Raw genomic sequence first — 23,352 nt, forward strand, 5'->3', positions numbered from 1 at the left:
GGAACAGGTATTAAATTTTTAAAAACAAGATATTCTGAAAAAGAGGAAGGAAAACAATTCATGCGTATGTCGTGATGCCGCTGACCTCCACATTGACATTGCCATCCGGCTCGATCTCCGCGCCCTCGCCGTCAAAGAGACTAATATCAAGGGCCACATAGCCGGCCAGCTCCTCGCCTTCTTCAAGCTTCTCCAAAAGAGCCGCCTCCACAGCGGCGTCCTGCCCCAGGTCATATACCTCCAGAGCTTCCGCCTGTTCCAGAGCGCCAGCGGTCTTCTCCCGGATCTGGATCTCCATGCTGCCCACCTCTGCGGATAGAACATTTTTCTTCTTCGCGTTGGAAGAGGTCATCATTTTTGGCGTTTTCTTTTTTTCCATTTCCAAAGCTGTGGACACGGTTTCTTCCTTCTTCTGTCTTGCTCTTCCAGAACCGGCTTCAACATTAGAAAACGCCGATATGCTGTTTCCAAAAACCATCCAAACCGCCAGAAAACCAGCAGTGCTTCTTTTCACTAATCGCTTTATATCGCTTTTCATTTCTCTCCTCCTCACCCTTTTCTATTTTCTTTTCTGCCTTCAGGAGCCCAGATACCGTCTGCCGGAGGTCCTGCTCCGTCCTCCATTACGATCCCCGCATCATAGGGCCGGCCCTTTGCATAACGCGGTCCATATTCTCACCCCCCTATCATTGATGTCCTGACCAGCTACGGTTCTGGACTTTTTACAGGCACAAAAGGCTGGAGTTCCTATAAAATAGATTATAGGAAGTAAAACGGCCATATCATAAAATTTTTGTATATAAATGTCAGTATTTCATATTGATATAGCCATTTTTAAATGATATAATCAAAGTTATTAGAGGGAGAAAGGCCTAATGTTGTACATAATCTATTTTATGCCGCGTTTTCATCCTAAGCCCCAGCTTTTGATCCCTTCACGTCTGATCATTCTTTCGTGATGAAACAGTCAGCTTCCTGTAAGCGTCTTGGTCATACCCGTTTCTTTTGTGAATACCGGAGGCTTCTCTGTAAGGGTCTTTTCCCACTGTCTTCCAATACGTCCATATGCTCGTCTCTAATGTAAACATCAATGGAGTTGTCCGCCTCCTGGCCTGCAAAGTGAGTCAATGAAATAAAAAAACCAGACCTTCTCACTTGAAAAGTCTGGTTTCAAAAATAATGCAGCATCCTGTCAATAAAAAATCAATGAACCTTGTTTAAATACTTTTTCAAAAAAAGGACTCTGCCAAAGCGGCGCGGGGCTCTTGTCCCCGGCCGCCTGCAGAATCCCCGTCTCCCTTTTCTCTTCCTACCGTTCTCTGAAGCTGCCGCACTCCGTCTGCCCAACAGCCCTGGCTCCGTCTCCCAGGATCGAGATCCTCTCTGCACGGCACTGATGATCGTCGTTATACAGGCAGTTCAGAACGTCGCAGTCCACCTGCAGCCTGGTTTCCGGCGTCTTAAACAGGTTTTTGAACAGGCCTCCGCGGTTTTCCTCAAAGCTTCCGCAGCAGGTATCACAGCTTTCCCTAGCATTGACTCCCTCCACCAGGATCCCCTGTTTACAGCAGCACTTTTCCGAGTTATGGACGCAGCTTGACACGGTACATTCCAGTCTCGTCATCGCATATACCTCCTTTTCCGTATTCAAAGGTAGTATACGCAGATTTCCGGCGTCCATTCCTCTACCGGTCGTTTACCTCTTCGATCCGCACCTTCAGCCGTTTCAGCCGCTCCAGGAGCATGGCGCTGTCCTTCATGGTGGGATAAAGCTTCACGATCTCCTGGCCTTTGCTGTCTATCAGCGTGTAATACATCAGCGAACCATTTTTCTTTTTCTTATGAAGCACCGCTTTTTTGATTTCCGTAAACGGCAGCTCCTTTGCGGCACTGAAGGCCGGGCGGACACGGATCTTTTTCCCGTCCACCGTGGTCTTCCATCTGAGCCCCCAGTAAGCAAAGGTCCCTCCGATCAGGGCGTTGATCACATAAAAGATCTTCAGCATTATATGTCCGTCCGTGACCGGATTGGCGTAAAAGCTCCCCATTGTGAGGATGTCCACAATACCGATCAGCGGGATCGCCATTGTGTACCGGATCTTCAGCACCGGAAGGTCCTCCAGGCGCGGCATTGTATCCTTTTTTATCTTAATTCCCATGATTTTCTCCTATTTTCTTATCTGGCTTTCATAATGGTCTTCTGGCATTTTTTCTCCAGAAAGGCTTTGAACTGGCTGGGAGTGCCCCTGTAAAAGCCAGCCTTTTCCACCGGGATCACCGTAGAACGGGTCCAGAAGATCATATAATACTGCTCTGTCTCCTTGATCCACGATACGCCCTTGTACCGGTAGCTGGTGGTGATCCCAGGATTTTCCAGCTGGAATGAATCCTCGTAAAAGGATACCGTACACGGCTCTCCCGCCAGACCGGAGCTTTCCATGATCATCTCCGCCTGGTTCCTTTCATCGGCATCCGGAGCGATCCTCTGTTTTTCCCTCCTCCTGTTTCCGTTCAGCTGGCCAAGGACGAGGACAAACACGCCTGCCATAAGAGCTGACTGGACGATCCGCTGCGCCAGCTCTTCCGCCGGAAAGGTCATGTAAAAAACAAAAAACGCCAGAAGCCCGAAGATCACATCAGAAAGATCCACCCTGGAAAGAAAATTCTTTTTTCCAGGCTTTTCTGCCGGCGCTGATTGTTTCGAGGCCAGTACCTGGTTATAATACATATCTTCATCATGCGTCATCCGCACAGCAAATAACGGTTCCATATCCATCACCTCACGGAGACAAACTCAGTCTTTGTCCCGCTTTTCCTTTCTAAGAACTCCCTAAGCTCCTCTGCAGTCCCCTTTTCCACATCCTCTTCCATAAAATACCGGACCACATTGCCCTTTTCTACCAAGACCAGCATTCCTGTAAATTCCAGGATCCGGCCCAGGTTGGAATAACAGACCCTGGACGCCTCGTTCTTTCCAATGACCTCATAGCAATCGTCAAAAAACCGATACTCCCAGTCATAATTCATATCTTTTTTTCCTGCCTCATATTGAAGATGGATGGTCTTCTTTGCGTCAAACCATGCCTTAAAGATGGAATACACACCTGCAGCAAAGATCAGAAACAGCACTACGGCAATGGCCGAAAACGTCCGTGCCACCATACCGTCAAAAACAAGGCCTATGGCCAGTCCCATGACCGAAGCCATCAAAAGCCCAGCCAGGATCCTGTTTCCTCCCGATTGGAAGCCCAGCTTCCTGACTCCCTTTTCCAGATGCAGAAGCTTTTTTTCCGTCACCTGGTGATGCACCAGAAACCTGGCGTCTTCTTCCCTGTTAAGTTCCATTTGAGATTTCCCCTCCCGGATATATTTTATTTTTCCGATCATTTTCTGATCAGATCCTCTGCGGATCCAGTCACGCGCTTTCTTTTTTCTTATTGAGCTCCGGCCACACAGTACGCAGCATGGTCCCATAGCAGGCCGCTCCGCCGATAAAGTTGGAGACCGGCTCTGCCAGAAATACCCCCATGGCCCCCAGGCCTCCCAGCCTTGGGAATAAAAGCGTCAGCGGCAAAACGATGATGACCTTCCGAAATATGGAAAAAAAGGTGGCCTGTTTGGCCTTTCCCAGGCCAATGAAGCAGGCCTGTCCCGAATACTGAAGAGACATCATAAAAAAGCCGAAAAAGTAGACCCGTACTGCCGGAATAGCCGCCTGTACCAGGGTTTCATCCCGGTTGAAGATGTGGATAAACGTCTCCGGGAAGATCGAGATCAGGATCCAGCAGAAGGTGGTAAAGGCAATGGTGGAAACTGATAAAAAACGGATGGCCTTTTTCACCCGGTCGTACTGTCCGGCTCCGAAGTTATAGCCCAGCACCGGCTGGGAGCCGCCCGTAAGGCCCTTCACCAGGTTTTCTGCGATCTCCCTCACGGAATGGATCACCGTCATAACTCCCACATACAGATCCCCGCCCCAGGTCTGGAGCGTTGCGTTGCAGGCCACCGCCACCACACTGTTGGTAAAGCCTGCGGCAAAGCTGGACATGCCCATGGAAACGATCTTCAGCACCCGGGCTTTTTTCAGCACCATGGTCTCCCGTTTCAGCCGCAGGATGCTCCTGTCGCTGAACAGGAACCTCAGCACCCACGCCGCCGATAAAAACTGGGAAATGATAGTGGCCAGGGCTGCTCCCCGGACATCCATGCGAAAACCGAAAATGAACACAGGGTCCAGGATGATGTTGGCCACAGCCCCCAGGAGCACTGTCTGCATCCCGATCCGCCCAAAACCCTGGGAATTGATAAAGGCGTTCATACCCAGCCCCATCATCACAAACACACTGCCCAGCAGGTAAATGGTCATGTAGGATTCCGCATAGGGATAGGTGGAATCACTGGCCCCGAAAAGATAAAGCAGCGGCCGCCGGAATACGATCCCCAGGATAGTCAGCAGGATCCCGCAGATCACCATGAGGGTAAACGCATTTCCCATGATGGCCTCCGCCTCCTTCTGGTTCCCCCGCCCCCGTTCAATGGAGCAGAGGGGCGCTCCTCCCATACCGAACAGATTGGCAAACGCCATGACCGCAGTAATGACCGGAAGGCAGACGCCAAGACCGGTCAGCGACAGGGTGGCATGCTCCGGGATATAGCCGATATAGATCCGGTCCACCACATTGTATAGGAGATTGATAAGCTGCGCAGCAGTCATGGGAATGGCCATTCCCATAATATTCCCCACCACGCTTCCCTTTGAAAAATCATTCTGCGCCGATGCCATAGTAAACCTCGATTCCGTCGTCCGTCCGACTTATTTCCCCATTATAGCTCAAATTTCCGTATGAAGCAATCACAGTTTTTCCCCAGTTTGTGACGGCTTTGTCAATCCTCCCCCTTTCACTGGACAGAACCTAAACAAAATGATATACTCCATTTAAAATATCGGGGGAGGAACAGCGTTATGATCGATGAAAAAGACCAGCTCATCAGCAATCTAGAAAATGAGGTCCGCCGTCTTCGGGATGAAAACAAGAAGCTGGAAGAAACGGTCCAGTGGATGCATGATCTGATCTGGCAGATGGTCAGAGAAAGAGAAGAACAAAAGGATGGAGAGATTTCCAGCCAGACAGCTGAAAAGCTTGCGGCGATCCATGCATGATAAAAAGACCTTCGGGAGCAGTCCCGGAGGTCTCTTTTTTATGCCATAGGCTTTTCAAAAATACGGATCACCCTATCCCCATCGATCTCCATAAAAAACGGCATTCCTGGCTTTCCATCCTCGTAGGTTTCCAGATATGCCTCAAAAAGAGCCAGCGTCGTAGTAGAGACCGTCAGGTCCTGTGAAGAATCGGAAGGGATAAAATCCCTCCCCCAGTCAATGAACGTATAGACCGCATCGTCAGCCAGTGTCAGCGGAACGGATTCCTCCTCCGGGTTATAGATATAGAAGCCGCCGGCCATATCTGCCTCTGTAAGCCCCAGTTCTCTGATCCTTTCCATATCGCTCTCTTCCACGTATTCCACCTGGTCGATCCAGACCGCTCCGTTTTCGATCTTCTGGATATAGCCGCAGAGGGTCTCCATCTCCTCCTGGCCTTCGGTCTCCAAAGAAAGCCCTCCTCCATTTCCTGCGGCTGTTCCCCAGTAATTGATCCCATCTTCGCCGATCAGTACTCTTCCATTAAATACTTCTGTATCTTTATCGTAGATGTGGTCTGTGATCCTGTATCTGGCCGTCCGGGCGTCGCGGATCACCACATGGAGCCGGTCCTCCGGGTCCGTCCAAACATCCGCCTCCGGTTCCCCCAACTGCACAGCCTCATCAAAAAATACATAAGCACCATCCCCGGATACAGCTCTTATGAGGAAGCGGCATCTGTCGTCCAGGAGCAGCTCTCCATGGTCCACAAGATCGGACTGGGCGAATTTCTGCAGGCGCCACTCCACATCCCCCAGGTAAAACGAAAGCTCTGCATACAAAGTCATGCCTTCCGGATCCCCTGTGCCTGTTTTTTCTGTCCGGATCCCGGATCCATCTGTCATAAGCGTACCCGCCCCGCTCCCAGCAGTCTCCAGATTTTCATCCTTTGCATCAGAAGCTTCGGATCCGTTTTCTATGCCGGCAGCCGTCTGCTCCGTCCCCGCGGCCGCTGCCGCATCTGCCTCCTTCGCACCGCAGCCGCCCATGACTGCCGCTGTCATACATACCGCAATAAAAAGTCTCTGTTTGTTCATTTTCCGCCTCCTTTTCCCTAAGCTTACTTCATGAAACAAAAAACGGATTTAAACCCATAAGGTTAAACCCGTCTTTTTCGTGGACCTGAGGGGAATCGAACCCCTGTCCGAAAACCAATCCCCTGTTCTTCTACTATCATAGTCTGTTCTTTGACATTCCCTCCCGTACCCGGAAACAGACATCCTGGTACGTTCAGTAGCTTCATCCTACGCCCGCGTGCTCAAAGCTTTGCACGTGTCGTTTCCTGCAATTAATGATGCCGGTTACCCGGAGTGCAGGTCCGCCGGGGCCGACAGCCGCCTAAATTAGGCTGCGTATGCTAATTCGTCGTTAGCGTTTGTATTTAGGTTTGCCATTTAACGCATCGCATGCGGATAGCTTCACCAGCTTCATAGCCCCCGTCGAAACCAGTACAAGCCCTTACTGGCGCTCTTATGGAGCATGATCATCATACCATCTTACAGGAAAAAAGTCAAGTCCGGGACAGCTCCAGCTCCACCACATCCTCCGCCGGGATCCTCGTTCCATCCTCCATAACGATCTCCCCCCGCAGCCAGTCCAGGTCTGTGACGGCTCCGCACTGTTTTAGATAAGCTCCCCCGCTCTTTTTCTGGTCCGGAAGAAAATATGTGATCCGGACCCCGGGAACGCGCCCACGTCTTCCGTCTGCCTTCCGGCTCTCCTCCAGGAGTCCCGCCAGAGAAGCCAGCTGCCGGTCCAGGGCCTCCCGCTCCGTTTCGTCCAGGATTTTCTTCTGGGATGTCAGCCGCGCCGTTTCCTCCACCGCATCTCCATAGCCCGTCAGGGCCGCAAAGGGAGAAAACTGGGCCGCCCGGTCATGAATGGACATCCGGGGATGATGGTCTGACACATGATGGGGAAGAGAAATAATGTCCTCATATTTTTTCATTCTGCCCTGTGACCTCCAATCTGCCGGTTCCGGTCCATGCCCGTGGCCCCCTCCTGTAAATTCATGCCTTTAACAATGGCGTTCTTTCCGAATTTCTGCCGGATCGTCAGCATGGCCTCCTGCATCCGTCTCTCCCGTTCCCGCTTTTCTGTTTCTTCCCGGGATGTCTCTTCCTCCAGGCCGAAATCGTCAAACAGGCTCAGCTGGCAATATGCCTCCTCCTTCCCAGCCTCCCTCTCATCTTTTACATGGATGGCGGACAGATACATCCGGCGGGTCAGAAGGGACGGGTCCATGATCCGGTCAAACAGTCTCGTAAATGCCTCCACGATCTGGTCCGAGGAGGACGTGGGGCGGCGCAGATGCTCCGTTCCATGGGCGGCTTTGGGGATCTGGCGGCCATACCGGTCCACGGTGATCTCCCCGCGGTATGCCTTCCGCCGTCCGGGATCTGTCAGATTTTCCCGGTCATAGCCCACGGTCAGCACCACCTGGTCTGTGACCAGACGTTTTTCCACCAGTTCCAGGGCCAGAGCGTCAGCCATCTCCCGGACCACGTTCCGCGTCTTCTGGAAATCGTAGGCATACTGGAGCACCTGACCGGCTCCCACGCTCTTTTCCTCCGGGCGGTAGGCCTTGATGTCCGCAATGGTACATGGCTCCCAGCCCCAGGCATGGTCGATGAGGAGCTCCGCGTTGATGCCGAACATCCGGTACAGCAGGTCCTCACAGTAAAACTCCCCAGGCTTTCCCAGAGAGCATCTGGCGATGTCTCCCATGGTGAACAGTCCGGCCGCCTCCAGCTTTTTCGCATATCCCCGGCCCACCCGCCAGAAATCAGTCAGCGGCCTGTGGTCCCATAAAAGCCGGCGGTAGCTCATTTCGTCCAGCTCTGCGATCCGCACCCCGTCCTGGTCCGGCGGCACCCGCTTTGCCACAATGTCCATGGCCGCCTTACAGAGATACAGATTTTCTGCGATCCCGGCCGTGGCCGTGATCCCTGTTTCCTTAAGGACCTCCCGGATCATCTTCATAGCCAGCTCATGAGGCGTCATCTTATATATAGGAAGATACTGGGTCACATCCATGAATACCTCGTCAATGGAGTATACGTGGATATCCTCTGGAGCCACATACCGCAGATAAATGTCATAGATCTTTGTGCTCTTTTCTATATACAGGGCCATCCTGGGCGGGGCCGTAAGAAAGGACACCGCCAGAGACGGATCCTTTTTAAGCTCCTCTGCGTCATAGGACTCCCCCGAAAGCCTGCCTCCCGGCGCGTTCCTCTTTCTGGCGGCGTTGACCTCCCTCACCTTCTGGTTCACCTCAAAGAGCCTGGGCCGCCCCGGGATCCCGAAGGACTTTAAGGCCGGAGACACTGCCAGGCAGATGGTCTTTTCTGTACGGGTCCCGTCTGCCACCGTGAGGCACGTCCGGAGAGGATCCAGCCCCCGCTCCATACATTCCACTGAGGCATAAAAGGACTTGAGATCAATGGCAATATAGGTATGGCGGCCATCCATGGACTTCCCTCCTTCCGGTCTGTTAGTACAGGTTCTTTACCTTAAAATCCTTTTCCAGCTCCCGTCTCTGATCCTTTTTGGCAATATCCGCCCGCTTATCATAAAGCTTTTTACCCCGGGCCAGGCCGATCTCCACCTTCACCAGGCTTCCCTTAAAATAGACCTGGAGTGGCACCAGGGTATAACCCTTTTCCTGGATCTTTCCCTTTAATTTATTGATCTCATACCGGTGCATCAGAAGCTTTCTCTCCCGAAGGGGATCCTTATTAAAAATATTTCCCTTTTCATAAGGACTGATGTGCATGCCATAGATCATCACTTCGTCGTTGACGATCCGCACGAAGGACTCCTTGACGCTGCATTTGCCCATGCGGAGGGACTTCACCTCTGTTCCTGCCAGGGAAATGCCGCATTCAAATTTATCGTCGATGAAATAGTCGAAATACGCCTTTTTATTGTTGGCGATCAGCTTGATACTATTCTTCCCCATAGATGTTTTCCTCGTTTCTGTCTGATTTTTACGCCCGGACGGAAGCCCCTGGCTCCGGAATCTGCATTTTCGCTCCCAAAGCCCTAAAACTCCCGCACCGGAAGGAAGTCGATGGTCTTTAAATACCGGTCCACAGCCACCACCTGGACGCGGATGGGCTGTCCCAGCTTAAACCGTTTTCTGGTGCGCTCTCCCACCAGCTCATAATGCGCTTCATCGAACACATAATAATCGCCGTCCAGTTCGCTTACATGGACCATGCCCTCCACCGTATCAGGAAGCTCCACATAAAATCCATAATTGCTGATCCCGGAGATGACCCCGTCAAAGACCTCCCCGATGCGCCGCTCCATGTACTGGACCTTTTTCGCCTTCTCCGTTTCCCGTTCTGCCTCCTCGGCCAGCCGTTCTCTGGAGGAGGTCCAGACTGCGGCCTCCGGCAGCAGCTTTCCATAGTGGGACAGCCGTTTTTCTCCCAGCCTGCCATGAAGGTTCTCCTTGATGATCCGGTGGATCTGCAGATCTGGATACCTGCGGATGGGGGATGTAAAATGTGTGTAGTACCGGGCTGCCAGACCGAAATGGCCCACGCAGTCCGTGGTATATTTTGCCTGCTTCATAGACCGCAGGGCAAGCCTGGAGAGCATGGCCTCCTCCGGCGTTCCCGCTGCCCGGGAGAGCAGCTTCTGGATCTCCTTGGGATGGACCTCCCCGTTTCCGATATGAAGGGAGTAACCGAAGTTGTTGATCAGGATCGCAAACCGGCGGATCTTTTCCTCATCGGGCTTTTCGTGGGTCCTGTACAGGAACGGGATCTGCTGCCAGTAGTAATCCTCTGCCACCGTCTCGTTGGCCGCCAGCATAAGATCCTCAATGAGCATGGTAGCCGCGTTCCGCTCCCTGGGGACCAGAGCCTCCGGCCGTCCCTTTTCATCCAGTAGGATCTTGCATTCCGCAAAGTCAAAGTCCACAGCTCCCCGTTCCATACGCTTTTTACGCAGGATCCCGGCCGCCTCATCCAGCAGACGGAACATGGAGCCAAAGCCCTCTGTTTCAAGGCTCTCATCTGTATTCCCGCCTGTGAGCACAGCATTCACCGCCGTATACGTCATCCGCCGGTCGATCCGCACCACCGTCTCACAGATCTCATGGCCGGTGATATTCCCTTTTTCGTCCATATCCATCAGACAGCTTAAGGCCAGCCGGTCGCAGCCGGCGTTTAAGGAGCAGATGCCGTTGGAAAGCCGGTGAGGCAGCATGGGGATCACCCGGTCCACCAGATACACGCTGGTGCCCCGCCGGTATGCCTCTGTATCCAGAGCGCTTTTTTCTGTCACATAATGGGCCACATCCGCAATATGCACTCCCAGATGGTAGATCGTCCGGCCGTCCTCACATTCCTTTGAAATGCTGACCGCATCGTCCAGATCCTTGGCGTCCTCTCCATCGATGGTGACCATGGGCACAGACCGGAGATCCTTCCGGCCCTTTTTAAGCTCCTCTTTTACGGTTTCCGCCGAAAGCTCCTCCGGGACACGGGCTGCTTCCTCCATGACCTCCTCCGGATAGGACTCCGGCAGGCCATAGGCGCGGACAATGGACAGAATATCCACGCCGGGATCGTTTACATGGCCCAGGATCTCCACCACCCGCCCCTCCGGATTTTTCCTCTTCCCACCGTAGGAGGTGAGCTTTACCATGACCTTATGGCCGGAGACAGCACCCATGTCCATTCCTTCCGGAACGAAGATATCCATGGTGATCCTGGGATTATCCGGGATCACAAAGCCAAAATGATTCTTTTTGCTCTTTTCATACATGCCGACCACCGTTTCGTTGGCCCGCTTCAATACCTTTATGACGGTCCCCTCCGCCCGGCGGCCGTTTCCTGCTTCCTCCACTGTCACCTGGACCGTATCTCCGTCCATGGCGTCTCCGGTGTTATCCGGGGCGATGAACAGATCGGACTCCCGTCCCTCCACGGATACAAAGCCAAAGCCCTTATAATGGGCTGTGAAAACGCCTGTCTCTGCAAAGATCTCTGCCCGGGCGTATTTTCCTTTTTTAGAAACAGCGATCTTCCCATCGGCCATGAGCGCCTTCAGCACCGCCTCCAGCTCTCCCCGGTCCTCCCTTGGAACACCCAGAAGGATCGCCAGCTCCTTCAGCTTCATGGGGACGTAGGCCTTGTCGTTCATTAAGGCCATGAGCGTTTCTTTTCTTTCTTTTAAAAGATTTTCTTCCATGAATCTCCTTTTTCATCTTTATTTTCAAATGGAATCCTGCTTTACAGGTTTCCTATAAGCCAAAAAACACTCCTGCATTTCATCTGCAAGAGTGTTCATCGTCTTAAAATACCTTTAAGTTTAATACAAGAGCCAGGACAAAGATCAGGACCGCCGCGAGCTTTGTAAATTTTTCCAGCTTTCCTTCCATGGAACGGCCTTTATTTTTGCCCCAGTATGTCTCCGCTGCACCGCTGATGGCGCCAAGTCCTGCGGACTTTCCTTCCTGCATCAGTACGATCACAGTCATTGCAATGCATAATAAAACAAATACGATTGTCAGAATGATTCTCAGCACACTTACACCTCCTGTTTACAAGCATGTCTATCATATCATAGGATGCCCTAAAAAACAACCGTTATTTCTGGAAATTTCCCTCCAGTTCCCCTTCGATCCTCAGAAGCTGGTTGTATTTCGCCGTCCGTTCAGAGCGGCAGGGCGCGCCGGTCTTGATCTGTCCCGCGTTGACAGCCACCGCCAGATCCGCGATGAAGCTGTCCTCTGTTTCCCCGGACCTGTGGGAGATCACAGTCCCGAAGCCGGCCTTTTTTGCCGTCTCAATGGCCGCCAGGCTCTCGCTTAAGGTCCCGATCTGGTTTACCTTTACCAGGATGGCGTTTCCGGCTCCGGACCGGATCCCCTTTAAGAGCCGCGCTTCATTGGTGACAAACAGATCGTCTCCCACAAGCTGGATCCGGTGCCCCAGGGTCCTGGTAAGGAGCTGCCATCCCTCCCAATCCTCCTCGTGGAGACCGTCTTCGATGGAGCATATGGGAAAGCCGTCGGACAGGCTCCGGAAATATTCCACCATCTCCTCCGCGGACCTGGAAACCGGGATCCCGGTCATGGAGCTTTCCCCGGGAAAATCATAGCGACCCGTTTCTTCATTATAAAGCTCGCTGGCTGCCGCATCGATGGCGATCTTCACGTCTGTCCCCGGTTCATATCCGGCTTCCCGGACCGCCCGCACCAGAAAATCCAGAGCCTCTCTGGAATCCTTAAGATCCGGGGCGAAGCCTCCCTCGTCTCCCACTGCCGTAGAGTACCCGCCTTCCTTTAAGAGACGCTTTAAAGTATGGTACACTTCTGTCCCCATCCGGAGCCCTTCAGAAAATCCGGACGCTCCCGTGGGCATGATCATAAACTCCTGCAGGTCCACGGTGTTGTCCGCATGTCTCCCCCCGTTTAAAATATTCATCATGGGGACTGGAAGGGTCCGTCCGCTGATTCCTCCCAGATACCGGTACAGCGGGAGCTTTAAGGCGCTGGCCGCCGCCCTGGCCGACGCAAGGGATACAGCCAGAATGGCGTTGGCGCCCAGGCGCTCCTTGTTTTCACTGCCGTCGGCCTCCTTAAGGAGCCGGTCGATGCGGCTCTGGTCCAGGACATTTTCAAAAAGCACCGCTTCCGCCAGCCCGTGGTTCACATGTTCCACAGCCCTTTTCACGCCCTTCCCCAGATACCTGTCTCCGCCGTCCCGGAGCTCCCTGGCCTCATGGCTTCCAGTGGACGCGCCGGAGGGCACGGACGCCCTTCCCACAGCCCCGCATTCCAGCTCCACCTCTGCCTCCACGGTGGGATTTCCCCGGGAATCCAGGATCTCCCTTCCTCTTACCTTTACGATCTCATAATCCATATCCATAAAAAAATGGCCTCCTTACAGCGTTTGGTTACTGTAAGGATAGCCATTTTTATCCTGTCTTATGCGCGGAGCTCGATGCCCATGGACTTTAATCCGTTTAAGATCTTATTCATGGCGCCATTGATCTCCTTTTCCTCCAGGGTGTGGTCCTTGGCCCGGAAGGTGATGGAATAAGCGACGGACTTATAGCCCTCCAGGATCTGGGAGCCCTCGTAAATATCAAACAGGTTGTAGCTCTCCAGGATCTTTCCGCCTCTCTGGACGATCATCTCCTCGATCTGGCCCACCAGGATGTTCTTGGGAACCACCATGCTCAGATCACGGCTCACTGCCGGATACTTGGCAATGCCGGTGTACTTGCGGTCAAAGGAGGTATGGGGCGTTACAGCAGGCATATCTAAAACTGCCACGTATGCCTTTTCTCCGATCTTATAATTATCCAGCACATCCGGATGTACCTCTCCCAGGTATCCGACCATGTCGCCCTCATAAAGGATGGCGGCCTGTCTGCCTGGATGGAGGAAGGCCTTCCCTGCTTCCGGATCGTAGGATACGCGTCCATGCATTCCGGCCTTATCAAAGAACTCTTCCACCACGCCCTTCATGGTGAAGAAATCGCCGTCTCCGTACATGCCCAGGGTAAACTGCATCCGCTCGTCGGGAAGCTCTGTTAAGGGCAGGCTCTTGGGAAGATATACGTTGGCCAGCTCGTACAGACGAACGTTTTTATTTCTCCGGTTGTAGTTGGTGGATAAGGAGTTTAACATACCGTGGAGAGGAAGGGTCCTCATGACACTGAAGTCCTCGCCCAGGGGGTTGGAGATCACTACGGTCTGTCTTGCGGCATCCTCTGCCGGAATGTTTAATTTATCGAATACCTTCGGGCTCTCGAAGGAGTAGGTCATGCCCTCGGAGAAGCCGCAGAACTCAGCCACATTTCTGGCGATCTGCTCCACACGCAGCTTGTAGGAAAGCTTTCCTGTGGTGGCCTCGCCGGTGGGGAGGGTGGTTCCGATCTTATCGTAGCCATAGAATCTGGCCACCTCCTCTGCCAGATCTGCCATGCAGTGGATATCCTGTCTCCAGGTGGGAGCCACGATCTCACCGGTCTCTTTATCGTACCGCAGTTCGATCTTTTCCATATACTGGAGCATGGTCTCCGGAGCAATGTCAGTGCCTAAAAGAGCGTTGATCTTTTCAGGCTGGAATTTCACCCTGGATTTCTCTGCCTTTACCGGATAAACGTCGATCATACCGCCTACTACCTCTCCGGCTCCCAGCTCTTCGATCAGCTGGCAGGCGCGGTTTACGGCCTCCTCGGCGGTGTTGGGATCCAGTCCTTTTTCATACTTTCCGGAGGCGTCGGTCCTTAAGCCCACCTTTTTTGCGGAAAGGCGGATATTGGTGCCGTCAAAGGTGGCGCACTCGAATACCATGGTCTTCACGTCATCGGTGATCTTGGAATTTTCGCCTCCCATGATACCGGCGATCCCCACTTCCTTCTCTGCATCGTTGATCATGAGCACCGTATGGTCCAGCTTTCTCTCCTGGCCGTCCAGGGTCTGGAACACGTCGCCGTCCTTGGCGCATTTCACAACGATCTCATGACCGGCCAGCAGGTCATAGTCGAAGGCGTGCATGGGCTGTCCGTACTCTTCCATAATGTAGTTTGTGATGTCCACGATGTTGTTGATGGGGCGGATGCCGGAGGCTGCCAGGCGGTGCTGGAGCCACTTGGGAGACGGAGCCAGATGGATGTTCTTCACCATTCTGGCGCAGTAGCGTTTGCAGAGGTCTGTATTTTCTACCGTTACCTTTAAGTAATCGTTGATATCCTCGCTGTTTCCGGTCTTTGTGATCACCGGAGCCTTGAATTCCTTTCCAAATGTAGCTGCCGCCTCTCTGGCAATGCCCAGGACGCTGTAACAGTCCACACGGTTGGAGGTGATCTCGTACTCGAACACGGTGTCGCGGAGGCCTAACAGGGCAACTGCGTCCTCTCCGGGAACCGCGTCTGCCGGAAGAATGTAGAGGCCGCTTTCCGGTGCGTCCGGATACATGTTCCGGTCAGAGCCCAGCTCCTCGATGGAGCACATCATGCCGTAGGAATCCACGCCGCGCAGCTTTCCGGCCTTGATGGTGATTCCGTCCTCGGGAAGGGGGCCGCCGTCGTGGCCGCCGGCGACTTTTCCTCCGTCTAAGACCACCGGGGCCTTGTCGCCCACATGGACGTTGGGAGCGCCGGTGACGATCTGGAGGGTCTCATCTCCCACGTTCACCTGGCAGATCACCAGCTTGTCTGCGTCGGGATGGCGGTCGATGGAAAGGATCTCGCCTACTACGATCTTTTCAAGATTTTTGTCAAGACGCTCGAAGCCTTCTACCTTTGTTCCGGTCAGGGTCATGGCGTCGGTGTATTCCTGGGCGGTCACGTCCAGGTCTGGAACATATGCTTTTATCCAGGATAAGGATGTATTCATAGTCTGTTTTCTCCTATCTGTGGTTGTGTAATCGATGATTTATGGTGCCCATGAGGGGTATGTGAGGATGCTTCCGGGATCGGGAAGGGGGGCTTCCCGCCAGGTCACCGTGCTTACTCGGATCGCGGTGCGATCCTCGTTTGGGGCGGGCGCCCCATAGTTCCGGAATCACTCTCCCGGCCGCTGGAATGCAGGCATTCCGCTTCCGGGATTGTGCTCCCCGCCAGGTCACCGTGCTTACTCGGATCGCGGTGCGATCCTCGTTTGGGGCGGGCGCCCCATGGTTCCGGAATCACTCTCCCGGCCGCTGGAATGCAGGCATTCCGCTTCCGGGATCGGGATTCTGGAACCGCACGGCTTGTCGGAATCAAAATTGTTTCAGGAATCTTATGTCGTTTTCGTAGAGGAGGCGCATGTCGTCGATCTCGTATTTTAACAGGGCGATGCGCTCTAAGCCTACGCCGAAGGCGAAGCCTGTGTATTCCTCCGGATCGATGCCGCACATTTCCAGGACATGGGGGTGTACCATACCGCAGCCTAAGATCTCGATCCAGCCGGAGCCCTTACAGAACCGGCAGCCCTTGCCGCCGCATTTGAAGCAGCTTACGTCCACCTCGGCGCTGGGCTCTGTGAACGGGAAATGATGGGGACGGAATTTTACCTTGGTATCTTCTCCGAACAGCTCTCTGGCAAACTCTGCCAGAGTTCCCTTAAGGTCTGCAAAGGTAATGTGCTTGTCGATCACCAGGCCCTCGATCTGGTGGAAGGAGGGGGAATGGGTGGCATCCACTTCATCGGAGCGGAATACACGTCCCGGAGCGATCATACGGATCGGCGGCTTCTGTTTTTCCATGACCCTGGCCTGTACCGGAGAGGTCTGGCTTCTTAAAAGGATACTGTCATTAATATAGAAGGTATCCTGCTCATCCCTGGCCGGATGCCCTTTGGGGATATTCAGTTTTTCAAAATTATACAGATCGTATTCTACCTCCGGTCCTTCTACCACCTCGTAGCCCATGCCCACGAAGATCCGCTCCACTTCCTCCAGGGCAATGGTGTTGGGATGCTTGTGGCCTGTATTGGCCTTCTTTGCCGGAAGGGTCACATCGATCACTTCCCGCTTCATCTGTTCCTCTCTGGCTTTTCTTGCCAGTGCGGTCTTCGTTTCCTCCAGCCGCTCCTCGATGAGGGCGCGTACCTCGTTGACCATCTGGCCCACCTTGGGTCTTTCCTCCGGGGCCACATCCTTCATGCTCTTTAACACGGTGGTCAGCTCACCCTTTTTTCCCAGATATGCCACCCGGATCTCATTTAACTTTTCCAGAGCGTCTGAAGCGTCGATCTTTGCCAGCGCTTCTGATTTGATCTTCTCTAACTGTTCTTTCATATGTTCCTCCATTCCAGTTTTTCAATACTTTTAGGAAATTTTCAAAAGACTGTCTTCTGCACGGTGCAGCGCGATTCAGCACGAAGTGCTTTTTTACTTGATAGAAATCTCTTATCAAATAAAAAATCCCCGATACGTTTCCTTTAAACGTATCAGGGACGAAAATTCCGCGGTACCACCCTAATTCCTGCCTCTGGCAGACACTTTCCTCTTCACCTAACGCGTGAACCACGTCACAGCCTACTTGCAGATCATATCCGTTTCAGCCATGCAGCTCCGGTGGGAAATTAGGCCTTCCTGTCTGAACCTGGGATGCTTCCAGCCGATGACATCCCCTCTCTGTCGGAAAACAGGCGCCCTGTACACCTTCCATGCCTTTTAAAAATTTAACTGCTGTTTTATATATTAGCCGCATCTTCCGGAAAAGTCAACCCCTTCCCCGCTGTTTCCTTCTGTAAAATGAAACCGTTCGTGCCTTAACAATTCATTGACACCTTCTGTTTTTTATGGCATTATTAACCAAAAGGAGGAATCAATTATGGATTATCTGACACTTACCATTGGAAAGCAGAAAAAAATCGCCCTTATTGCCCATGACAGCAAAAAACGCGAGCTCATTGGCTGGTGCGATGCCCACAAGGAGATCTTAAAGCACCACTTTCTCTGCGGCACCGGCACCACCGCCAGGATGGTCACCGATGCCACCGGGCTTCCGGTCAAGGGCTATAACAGCGGCCCCCTGGGCGGCGACCAGCAGATCGGCGCAAAGATCGTGGAAGGCGGGGTGGACTTTGTGGTCTTTTTCTCCGACCCGCTGACGGCCCAGCCCCATGACCCGGATGTCAAGGCCCTTCTCCGGATCGCCCAGGTCTATGATATCCCCATTGCCAACAATAAGGCCACCGCAGATTTCCTTATCACATCTCCGTTCATGAATTCTGAGTATGAACATACGGTCATCAATTTCCAGCAAAATATCAAGGACCGGGCCGGACGGCTGTAAAGCCGTCCATTTTATCCCTTCATCTTCGGCTTAAATACCAGGGAGCCCAGATACCCAAATACCAGGGCTCCGGAGATTCCCACGGCACTGGCCGTAAAGCCGCCTTTGAAGATCCCCAGGATCCCATCCTCACCCATGGCCCTGGCGATCCCCTTCCAGAGCGTGTTCCCAAAGCCTGTTAAGGGAACCGTGGCTCCGGCCCCGGCCCACTGGGCAAAGGGCTCATAGATCCCCAGAAACCCCAGGACCGCTCCTGTGACCACCAGGGACACCATGATCCTGCCCGGCATCAGCTTTGTCCGGTCCAGCAGAAGCTGCACCGCCGCACAGATCAGTCCTCCCACCAGAAATGCCCGTATATATTCCATTGCACATCCGCCTTTCTTTCCATTTTATTTACTTTCTTCCTTCATCCATGCGTTCCAGGACCACCCCATGGGCGATGCCTGGGACGCTTTTTCCTTCATTGAAGCTGACCGTGGAAAGCAGGGCTCCTGTGGGCATAAAAAGGACCCGCTTCCACTCTCCCTGCTGGATCCGGGGAAGGATATAGCCGCAGAGCACCGCAGCCGAGCAGCCGCAGCCGCTTCCTCCTGCGTGGGTATCCTGGGTGCTGCCGTCAAAGATCTCAATGCCGCAGTCCATGTACCGGCTTTCGATGTCATGGCCTGCCTTTAAGAGATAATCCAGCAGCAGTCTGCGGCCCACAGTTCCCAGATCCCCGGTGATGATCCGGTCATAATATCTCTCGTCCACTCCCAGGTCTTTGAAATTGGTGACAATGGTATCCAGTGCGGCCATGGCCATGGCTGCCCCCATGTTCATGGAATCCTTAAAATCCATGTCCACGATCTTTCCTGTGGTGATCCCGGCCACCCGGGCCAGCGGGCTCCCTCCTCCGCCTTTTCCCAGGACCACGGCCCCGCAGCCGGTGACGGTCCATGTGGCAGAAAGCGGCCTCTGGTTCCCATACTCCAGGGGGAAGCGGAACTGCTTTTCCGCCGATGCAAAATGGCTGGAGGCCGTTACCAGCACCCGGTCGGCAAAATCTCCGGCCACGGTCATGGAGCCCAGCTGAAGGCCCTCCCCCATGGTGGAACAGGCCCCGTAGAGCCCGAACATGGGGAATTCCAGGTCCATGCTCCCGAAGGAGGTGGCGATCAGCTGGGCCAGGAGATCGCCTCCAAAATAATACCGGATCTCCTCCTTATCCAGCCCGCTCTTTTCAATGGCCAGCCGTGCGGTCCTGGTCTGGAGCTCGCTTTCCGCCTCCTCCCAGGTCCGTTTTCCCAGCATGGAATCCATCTCGATCCGGTCAAAATATTTTCCCAGGGGCCCCTCCCCTTCCTTCTTTCCCACCACCGAAGCGGCAGAAAGGATCAGCGGAGGATCTTCAAATAACAGGCTGGCCTTTCCTCTTTTACTCGTTCCCATATTTCCATCGCCTTTCCATTTCGATTCTTTATCTTCCAGTATTCCCGGCTTTCATGGAAAATATGTCCCGGAGGAACGGGAGATCTGGCCGGGCCGCTCATGCCAGATCGTCAATGATATTCCTTGCTTCCACCCGTTCCTTTTTATCCGCCCAAAAGGCAGGATACATACTCATTTTGTTTTAATAAATTTTTACTGTTTCACAATTTCTAAATATCGGTCAAGCCGTTCATTTACATAATCCGCAACAAGCAATACCATATCATCGACCTTTCCGTCACGATAAAATGCATCAAAAGCATCATAATAGCGTTTACGGTCAGTAAACTTAACATTGATCGCAGGATAACCGCTACGGATCAGTTCAAGATTTAAGATCAAACGCCCAGTTCTTCCATTGCCATCAATAAATGGGTGTATCCCCTCAAATTCAAGATGAAAACAAGCAATGCGTTCGATTGGATGCATTGTCTTTTTTCGTTCTTCGTTTGCGGCGAGTAACTCTGCCAATTTGGTCTCAATGAGATATGGCTGCACCGGTTCAGTATATGCACCTGCAATGGTAACAGGAATGCGGCGATAGATACCCTTATCTTCCGGCCTGTTTATTAATACCAGTGAATGGATTGCTTTAATTTCCGTGTCCCGTAATCTTGTCTTATTTTGCGCAATATCTTCGATATAAAGGAATGCGTCACGGTGACCAACGGCTTCAAGATGATCTTTCAAAAGTTTACGGTCTATGGTCATTCCTTCAAGCACCATAGCTGTTTCTTTCAAAGTAAGTGTGTTTCCTTCGATAGCATTTGAATTATAGGTGAAGTCAACCATAAATTCCTCTCGCAAACGCTGCGTTTCGCCTGCAGTGAGCGGAGGCATGGCATCAAGTTTCACTTTTTTAACATCGATTTCAGTCAGTATATCTGCAAATCTGCCACGTTTTCTTTTGTTAGGCAGTTTTCGTTTGTCCAATGGCTTTTCGGTTTCTGCTGGTATCAAATATAACTTGCCTTTGCGGATAACCCCGTCAATTTTGCTGATGTGCGATAAAGAAGTAATAGAATGACCTTATTGGAGAAGGATTTTTTAGAAGAATCTGGAATGGAGATTGATTTAGGGCAAAAGAAATCGTATAATGAATAATATAAAATTGAATTATTTAGGTTACAATATGAAGTGAGGAATAGACTGATATGGGAAATATAAAAGCAGAAGAAGCAATGAAGGAATTAACACTGATGCTGTTATACCTCTCCCGCTTTACACAGGGAGAGAAGTTTCACGAAGCAACCGATTTTTATGCGTGGAAAGGCTACGATTTTGATATACTGAACGAATTGGACGATGCAGACTATATTCGGCAGGGAAATCATCCGTCCCATTCCAAATCGGTATATATTACGGAAAGCGGTATGGAACAGGCAAAAGAGCTTTTATCCAAATATGGTATCAGTGATTGGAAACAGGGGTGAGAAAATGAAGAACCTTTTTGAACGCACCAGTTCTAACTGGGTGCGGTATAGTGAATATGAATGGAGGGCGACAGAGGACGGAACTCTGTATCTCACGCCCACCAAGACGGCACAACCGAGTATTTATGATCCGCTGGCAGAGTATCAGAAAATTGTATTGGATGCCATCAACATAGGACGCATGGGTATGAGCAAAAAGCCGGATACCGAAATTCAGAAGGCTATCCAGCAATTTGCGGTGAAATACGGCTTGTTTGGACTGATGACTGCGCTACCTACCACACCAAACTTTATGGAATATGAGGCGGTGTACCTGCCGAAAAATCACTTCATCAAAGAAGAAACTATGTCCACTGAAAAATATCTGGCACTGTTCTTTCCATTTGACAAACTGGATGTGATCAAGCGTGGGATCGAGTCCATGTGGAACATTCAGAATGACCGTGTTATGATGGCATTGGCTTTGACCATGACAGACAAGCCAATGGCTGTCAACATGAGCTTTCAGCGGGAATATGCGGAGCGATATGAATGGATGAAACAGCAGTTCATTGACTGGGCGTTTACCTATATCAACAGTTTCCTTTATTATGAGGATTATGATACACTGAACGATGAAACCCGGCAGATGATGCAGCAGAGCATGGCAGCTTTTGGCGGCATCGCTCCAACCTATCATATAGCTCTTTTGGATAAGCCGACGATTATTTGGGATTTTCACTCTCTCATGCTTGGAGTTCAGATGATGTTCAGCTTTATGCTGACCGACAGCGAAAACCCGATTAAGCTTTGCAGGCATTGTACCAAAGCCTTTGTCGCAAGCAGACCAAGTGCTGTGTTTTGCAGCCCTCAGTGCAAGAATAAGCATAATGTTTACAAAAGCAGAGCGAGAAAAAACAGCTCCGATAAGGAATGATTGGATGGTGATACATAATGGCTGAAAATAAGAATACAAAATTGCAGATCCGAAACAGCACGGTGGATTTTCTTGTATTTACAAAGGATGCCCACGAGGATGGTATTGAAGTTCGTGTTCAGGATCACGATGTATGGCTGACACAAAAAGCGATTGGACAGCTTTTCGATGTAGACAGAAGCGTTGTCACAAAACATTTGAAAAACATCTATGAAAGCGGCGAATTGTCCGAGGAATCAACTTGTGCAAATTTTGCACAAGTTGCGGATAACGGAAAAACCTATCAATATAAGTTTTATTCGCTATCTGCCATAATTGCCGTTGGCTACCGTGTCAACTCCGGCAGGGCAACACAATTCAGGCAATGGGCAACAAAAGTGCTGGATACCTTTGCGAAACAAGGGTATGTTTTAGATAAGAGCAGATTGATTAACGGTCAAATTTTCGATGAGGATTATTTTGAACACTTAATTTCTGAGATACAAGAGATTCGAGCCAGTGAGCGCCGTTTCTATCAAAAGATTACAGACATCTATGCTACTGCCGTCGATTATTCCTTTGATAGCCAAATCACGAAAGATTTCTTTGCGACAGTACAGAATAAGATGCACTATGCCGTTCATGGAAATACCGCAGCGGAAGTCATTGTAGCAAGAGCAGACCACACAAAAGAACATATGGGATTAACCTCATGGCGCAACGCTCCTGATGGAAAAATCGTAAAAGCAGATGTGTCGATTGCAAAGAATTACTTATCCAAGGGTGAAATACAGGAGCTTAACGAGATCGTTACGATGTATTTGGACTACGCTACAAGACAGGCACGGCGGCATATTCCCATGACGATGGCAGATTGGGCTTCCAAACTGGATGCATTCCTGCAATTCAACGATGCGGAAGTCTTACAAAACAAGGGTAAAGTCACAGCCGCAATCGCAAAAACCTTTGCAGAAAGTGAATTTGAGCAGTACCGTGTCATTCAAGATCGTCTGTATCAAAGTGATTTTGACCGTCTTGTTGCCAGCACAGAAGAAAAAAACGACTAACGACAGAAAATCCCATTATCAGCCATATCATAGCCGATAACGGGATTTCGTTTAAGCATATACAAGTTCGGTTAAAATAATTTCCTCCGCACGGTTACGGATACTGTTCATACGGCGCACCCATTCCATTTGGTCAGCCGCTTTGAGTGTTTCGGTTACGCCCTCCTGCTCCGACATAGCGAAAACAATAATTTCCATGCGCTCGTTGCAAGCTTGGTCAATTTCGGCTAAGTGCTTGAACAATGCGCCCTCCAGCACATAATTGTTGTAGAGAATTTGACGATGTTCTTTTAGATTGCTGTGGCGCATACGCCCGTATTTGCCGATCTGATATTCGCCGTCATCCGGCAAAGTAATGTTGGGAATGAAATAATCGCCCACTTGACGGTATGTTCCGCCCATTTCTTCAAAGATAGATTTCATAAAGTTCAGCTCCTTTTGCGTTGATTTCCATCGGTTATAAGGCTTTTTTTGACTCCTTTCTTACAACTGCTTTTCAATTCACCACAAATGAGCCGCAGT

24 protein-coding genes and 1 other RNA gene are annotated in these 23,352 nt (G+C 51.6%); 5 read left to right on the top strand and 20 right to left on the bottom strand.

All coding sequences use genetic code 11. The features are described 5' to 3' along the window. Positions 1–58 precede the first annotated feature (58 nt). From OCV69_RS01740 to OCV69_RS01765, 6 genes are all read right to left on the bottom strand, one after another. The gene (locus tag OCV69_RS01740; protein ID WP_158357135.1) at positions 59–538 is read right to left on the bottom strand and encodes a hypothetical protein; all 480 of its coding nucleotides are present in this window, start codon (positions 536–538) and stop codon (positions 59–61) included. 771 nt (positions 539–1,309) lie between these two features. Beyond that, positions 1,310–1,624 (bottom strand): DUF1540 domain-containing protein, encoded by a 315-nt coding sequence (locus OCV69_RS01745; protein ID WP_158357137.1) that lies wholly within the window; start codon positions 1,622–1,624, stop codon positions 1,310–1,312. Between the two features lie 61 nt (positions 1,625–1,685). Continuing rightward, on the bottom strand, positions 1,686–2,159 hold the full coding sequence (locus OCV69_RS01750) for a hypothetical protein (RefSeq protein ID WP_022272780.1): 474 nt from the start codon (positions 2,157–2,159) through the stop codon (positions 1,686–1,688). A 17-nt stretch (positions 2,160–2,176) separates the two neighbouring features. Next, positions 2,177–2,770 carry a YcxB family protein gene (locus tag OCV69_RS01755; RefSeq protein WP_158357139.1) on the bottom strand — a complete coding sequence of 198 codons (594 nt, stop codon included), beginning with the start codon at positions 2,768–2,770 and terminating at the stop codon, positions 2,177–2,179. Between the two features lie 5 nt (positions 2,771–2,775). Continuing rightward, on the bottom strand, positions 2,776–3,345 hold the full coding sequence (locus OCV69_RS01760; RefSeq protein WP_158357141.1) for a hypothetical protein: 570 nt from the start codon (positions 3,343–3,345) through the stop codon (positions 2,776–2,778). A gap of 70 nt (positions 3,346–3,415) precedes the next feature. Continuing rightward, entirely contained in the window at positions 3,416–4,783 is a 1,368-nt protein-coding gene (locus OCV69_RS01765) for an MATE family efflux transporter (RefSeq protein WP_158357143.1), read from the bottom strand. A gap of 180 nt (positions 4,784–4,963) precedes the next feature. Between OCV69_RS01765 and OCV69_RS01770 the strand changes: the two genes are divergently transcribed. Continuing rightward, positions 4,964–5,161, top strand: a complete 198-nt coding sequence (locus OCV69_RS01770) for a hypothetical protein (RefSeq protein WP_022272776.1) — start codon at positions 4,964–4,966, stop codon at positions 5,159–5,161. A 38-nt stretch (positions 5,162–5,199) separates the two neighbouring features. Here the strand turns inward: OCV69_RS01770 and OCV69_RS01775 are convergent, their stop codons facing one another. The 10 genes from OCV69_RS01775 to pheS all read right to left on the bottom strand — a co-directional run bounded on the left by OCV69_RS01775 (position 5,200) and on the right by pheS (position 16,959). Then, a complete protein-coding gene (locus OCV69_RS01775; protein ID WP_158357145.1) occupies positions 5,200–6,237 on the bottom strand; it encodes a hypothetical protein in 1,038 nt (345 codons plus the stop codon). A 77-nt stretch (positions 6,238–6,314) separates the two neighbouring features. Further along, positions 6,315–6,658: a transfer-messenger RNA gene (gene ssrA / locus OCV69_RS01780) on the bottom strand. A gap of 52 nt (positions 6,659–6,710) precedes the next feature. Beyond that, positions 6,711–7,148, bottom strand: a complete 438-nt coding sequence (locus tag OCV69_RS01785) for a hypothetical protein (RefSeq protein WP_158357147.1) — start codon at positions 7,146–7,148, stop codon at positions 6,711–6,713. Continuing rightward, positions 7,145–8,674 (bottom strand): Y-family DNA polymerase, encoded by a 1,530-nt coding sequence (locus OCV69_RS01790; protein ID WP_158357152.1) that lies wholly within the window; start codon positions 8,672–8,674, stop codon positions 7,145–7,147. Before OCV69_RS01790 ends, OCV69_RS01785 begins: the two co-directional genes overlap by 4 nt. A gap of 22 nt (positions 8,675–8,696) precedes the next feature. Beyond that, positions 8,697–9,164 (bottom strand): SsrA-binding protein SmpB, encoded by a 468-nt coding sequence (smpB, locus tag OCV69_RS01795; protein ID WP_022273764.1) that lies wholly within the window; start codon positions 9,162–9,164, stop codon positions 8,697–8,699. Positions 9,165–9,247: 83 nt separating this feature from the next. Further along, a complete protein-coding gene (rnr, locus tag OCV69_RS01800) occupies positions 9,248–11,410 on the bottom strand; it encodes a ribonuclease R (protein WP_158357154.1) in 2,163 nt (720 codons plus the stop codon). 103 nt (positions 11,411–11,513) lie between these two features. Continuing rightward, a complete protein-coding gene (gene secG / locus OCV69_RS01805) occupies positions 11,514–11,747 on the bottom strand; it encodes a preprotein translocase subunit SecG (RefSeq protein ID WP_022273761.1) in 234 nt (77 codons plus the stop codon). 61 nt (positions 11,748–11,808) lie between these two features. Next, positions 11,809–13,092, bottom strand: a complete 1,284-nt coding sequence (gene eno, locus OCV69_RS01810; RefSeq protein ID WP_158357156.1) for a phosphopyruvate hydratase — start codon at positions 13,090–13,092, stop codon at positions 11,809–11,811. Positions 13,093–13,151: 59 nt separating this feature from the next. Continuing rightward, entirely contained in the window at positions 13,152–15,572 is a 2,421-nt protein-coding gene (gene pheT / locus OCV69_RS01815; RefSeq protein WP_158357158.1) for a phenylalanine--tRNA ligase subunit beta, read from the bottom strand. Between the two features lie 367 nt (positions 15,573–15,939). Continuing rightward, positions 15,940–16,959, bottom strand: a complete 1,020-nt coding sequence (gene pheS, locus OCV69_RS01820; RefSeq protein WP_022273758.1) for a phenylalanine--tRNA ligase subunit alpha — start codon at positions 16,957–16,959, stop codon at positions 15,940–15,942. 538 nt (positions 16,960–17,497) lie between these two features. Here pheS and OCV69_RS01825 point away from each other — a divergent pair. Continuing rightward, positions 17,498–17,962, top strand: coding sequence for a methylglyoxal synthase (locus OCV69_RS01825; RefSeq protein WP_158357159.1), 465 nt, complete (start codon positions 17,498–17,500; stop codon positions 17,960–17,962). 11 nt (positions 17,963–17,973) lie between these two features. Here OCV69_RS01825 and spoVAE read toward each other — a convergent pair whose 3' ends face one another. The 3 genes from spoVAE to OCV69_RS01840 all read right to left on the bottom strand — a co-directional run bounded on the left by spoVAE (position 17,974) and on the right by OCV69_RS01840 (position 20,395). Beyond that, positions 17,974–18,330 (bottom strand): stage V sporulation protein AE, encoded by a 357-nt coding sequence (gene spoVAE, locus OCV69_RS01830; RefSeq protein WP_022273757.1) that lies wholly within the window; start codon positions 18,328–18,330, stop codon positions 17,974–17,976. Positions 18,331–18,358: 28 nt separating this feature from the next. Next, positions 18,359–19,396 carry a stage V sporulation protein AD gene (locus OCV69_RS01835; RefSeq protein ID WP_022273756.1) on the bottom strand — a complete coding sequence of 346 codons (1,038 nt, stop codon included), beginning with the start codon at positions 19,394–19,396 and terminating at the stop codon, positions 18,359–18,361. 192 nt (positions 19,397–19,588) lie between these two features. Further along, positions 19,589–20,395 carry a Fic family protein gene (locus tag OCV69_RS01840; RefSeq protein WP_262562929.1) on the bottom strand — a complete coding sequence of 269 codons (807 nt, stop codon included), beginning with the start codon at positions 20,393–20,395 and terminating at the stop codon, positions 19,589–19,591. Positions 20,396–20,589: 194 nt separating this feature from the next. Between OCV69_RS01840 and OCV69_RS01845 the strand changes: the two genes are divergently transcribed. Genes OCV69_RS01845 through OCV69_RS01855 form a run of 3 tightly spaced genes read left to right on the top strand, consistent with a single transcriptional unit; the run spans position 20,590 to position 22,830 of the window. Further along, positions 20,590–20,868: a DUF6429 family protein gene (locus OCV69_RS01845; protein ID WP_158357163.1), complete on the top strand. Its 279-nt coding sequence runs from the start codon at positions 20,590–20,592 to the stop codon at positions 20,866–20,868. A 4-nt stretch (positions 20,869–20,872) separates the two neighbouring features. Beyond that, the gene (locus OCV69_RS01850; RefSeq protein WP_158357166.1) at positions 20,873–21,784 is read left to right on the top strand and encodes a hypothetical protein; all 912 of its coding nucleotides are present in this window, start codon (positions 20,873–20,875) and stop codon (positions 21,782–21,784) included. A gap of 17 nt (positions 21,785–21,801) precedes the next feature. After that, positions 21,802–22,830, top strand: coding sequence for a virulence RhuM family protein (locus OCV69_RS01855; protein WP_158357168.1), 1,029 nt, complete (start codon positions 21,802–21,804; stop codon positions 22,828–22,830). Positions 22,831–22,881: 51 nt separating this feature from the next. Here the strand turns inward: OCV69_RS01855 and OCV69_RS01860 are convergent, their stop codons facing one another. Next, positions 22,882–23,253 carry a TnpV protein gene (locus tag OCV69_RS01860; protein ID WP_158357170.1) on the bottom strand — a complete coding sequence of 124 codons (372 nt, stop codon included), beginning with the start codon at positions 23,251–23,253 and terminating at the stop codon, positions 22,882–22,884. Positions 23,254–23,352 lie beyond the last annotated feature (99 nt).

This window comes from Alitiscatomonas aceti, assembly GCF_025567195.1.
GTDB classification, from domain to species: Bacteria; Bacillota; Clostridia; order Lachnospirales; family Lachnospiraceae; genus Alitiscatomonas; species Alitiscatomonas aceti.

Excerpts from the sequence above, each read along its gene's own strand:
- OCV69_RS01855 (WP_158357168.1), top strand. The coding sequence starts at position 21,802 with ATGGCTGAAAATAAGAATACAAAATTGCAGATCCGAAACAGCACGGTG.
- OCV69_RS01755 (WP_158357139.1), bottom strand. The coding sequence starts at position 2,770 with ATGGAACCGTTATTTGCTGTGCGGATGACGCATGATGAAGATATGTAT.
- OCV69_RS01825 (WP_158357159.1), top strand. The coding sequence starts at position 17,498 with ATGGATTATCTGACACTTACCATTGGAAAGCAGAAAAAAATCGCCCTT.
- OCV69_RS01790 (WP_158357152.1), bottom strand. The coding sequence starts at position 8,674 with ATGGATGGCCGCCATACCTATATTGCCATTGATCTCAAGTCCTTTTAT.
- OCV69_RS01745 (WP_158357137.1), bottom strand. The coding sequence starts at position 1,624 with ATGACGAGACTGGAATGTACCGTGTCAAGCTGCGTCCATAACTCGGAA.
- OCV69_RS01775 (WP_158357145.1), bottom strand. The coding sequence starts at position 6,237 with ATGAACAAACAGAGACTTTTTATTGCGGTATGTATGACAGCGGCAGTC.
- OCV69_RS01765 (WP_158357143.1), bottom strand. The coding sequence starts at position 4,783 with ATGGCATCGGCGCAGAATGATTTTTCAAAGGGAAGCGTGGTGGGGAAT.
- smpB (WP_022273764.1), bottom strand. The coding sequence starts at position 9,164 with ATGGGGAAGAATAGTATCAAGCTGATCGCCAACAATAAAAAGGCGTAT.
- pheS (WP_022273758.1), bottom strand. The coding sequence starts at position 16,959 with ATGAAAGAACAGTTAGAGAAGATCAAATCAGAAGCGCTGGCAAAGATC.
- eno (WP_158357156.1), bottom strand. The coding sequence starts at position 13,092 with ATGGATATGGATTATGAGATCGTAAAGGTAAGAGGAAGGGAGATCCTG.
- OCV69_RS01845 (WP_158357163.1), top strand. The coding sequence starts at position 20,590 with ATGGGAAATATAAAAGCAGAAGAAGCAATGAAGGAATTAACACTGATG.
- OCV69_RS01740 (WP_158357135.1), bottom strand. The coding sequence starts at position 538 with ATGAAAAGCGATATAAAGCGATTAGTGAAAAGAAGCACTGCTGGTTTT.
- pheT (WP_158357158.1), bottom strand. The coding sequence starts at position 15,572 with ATGAATACATCCTTATCCTGGATAAAAGCATATGTTCCAGACCTGGAC.
- spoVAE (WP_022273757.1), bottom strand. The coding sequence starts at position 18,330 with ATGGAATATATACGGGCATTTCTGGTGGGAGGACTGATCTGTGCGGCG.
- OCV69_RS01860 (WP_158357170.1), bottom strand. The coding sequence starts at position 23,253 with ATGAAATCTATCTTTGAAGAAATGGGCGGAACATACCGTCAAGTGGGC.
- OCV69_RS01835 (WP_022273756.1), bottom strand. The coding sequence starts at position 19,396 with ATGGGAACGAGTAAAAGAGGAAAGGCCAGCCTGTTATTTGAAGATCCT.
- OCV69_RS01760 (WP_158357141.1), bottom strand. The coding sequence starts at position 3,345 with ATGGAACTTAACAGGGAAGAAGACGCCAGGTTTCTGGTGCATCACCAG.
- OCV69_RS01750 (WP_022272780.1), bottom strand. The coding sequence starts at position 2,159 with ATGGGAATTAAGATAAAAAAGGATACAATGCCGCGCCTGGAGGACCTT.
- OCV69_RS01770 (WP_022272776.1), top strand. The coding sequence starts at position 4,964 with ATGATCGATGAAAAAGACCAGCTCATCAGCAATCTAGAAAATGAGGTC.
- OCV69_RS01785 (WP_158357147.1), bottom strand. The coding sequence starts at position 7,148 with ATGAAAAAATATGAGGACATTATTTCTCTTCCCCATCATGTGTCAGAC.
- rnr (WP_158357154.1), bottom strand. The coding sequence starts at position 11,410 with ATGGAAGAAAATCTTTTAAAAGAAAGAAAAGAAACGCTCATGGCCTTA.
- OCV69_RS01850 (WP_158357166.1), top strand. The coding sequence starts at position 20,873 with ATGAAGAACCTTTTTGAACGCACCAGTTCTAACTGGGTGCGGTATAGT.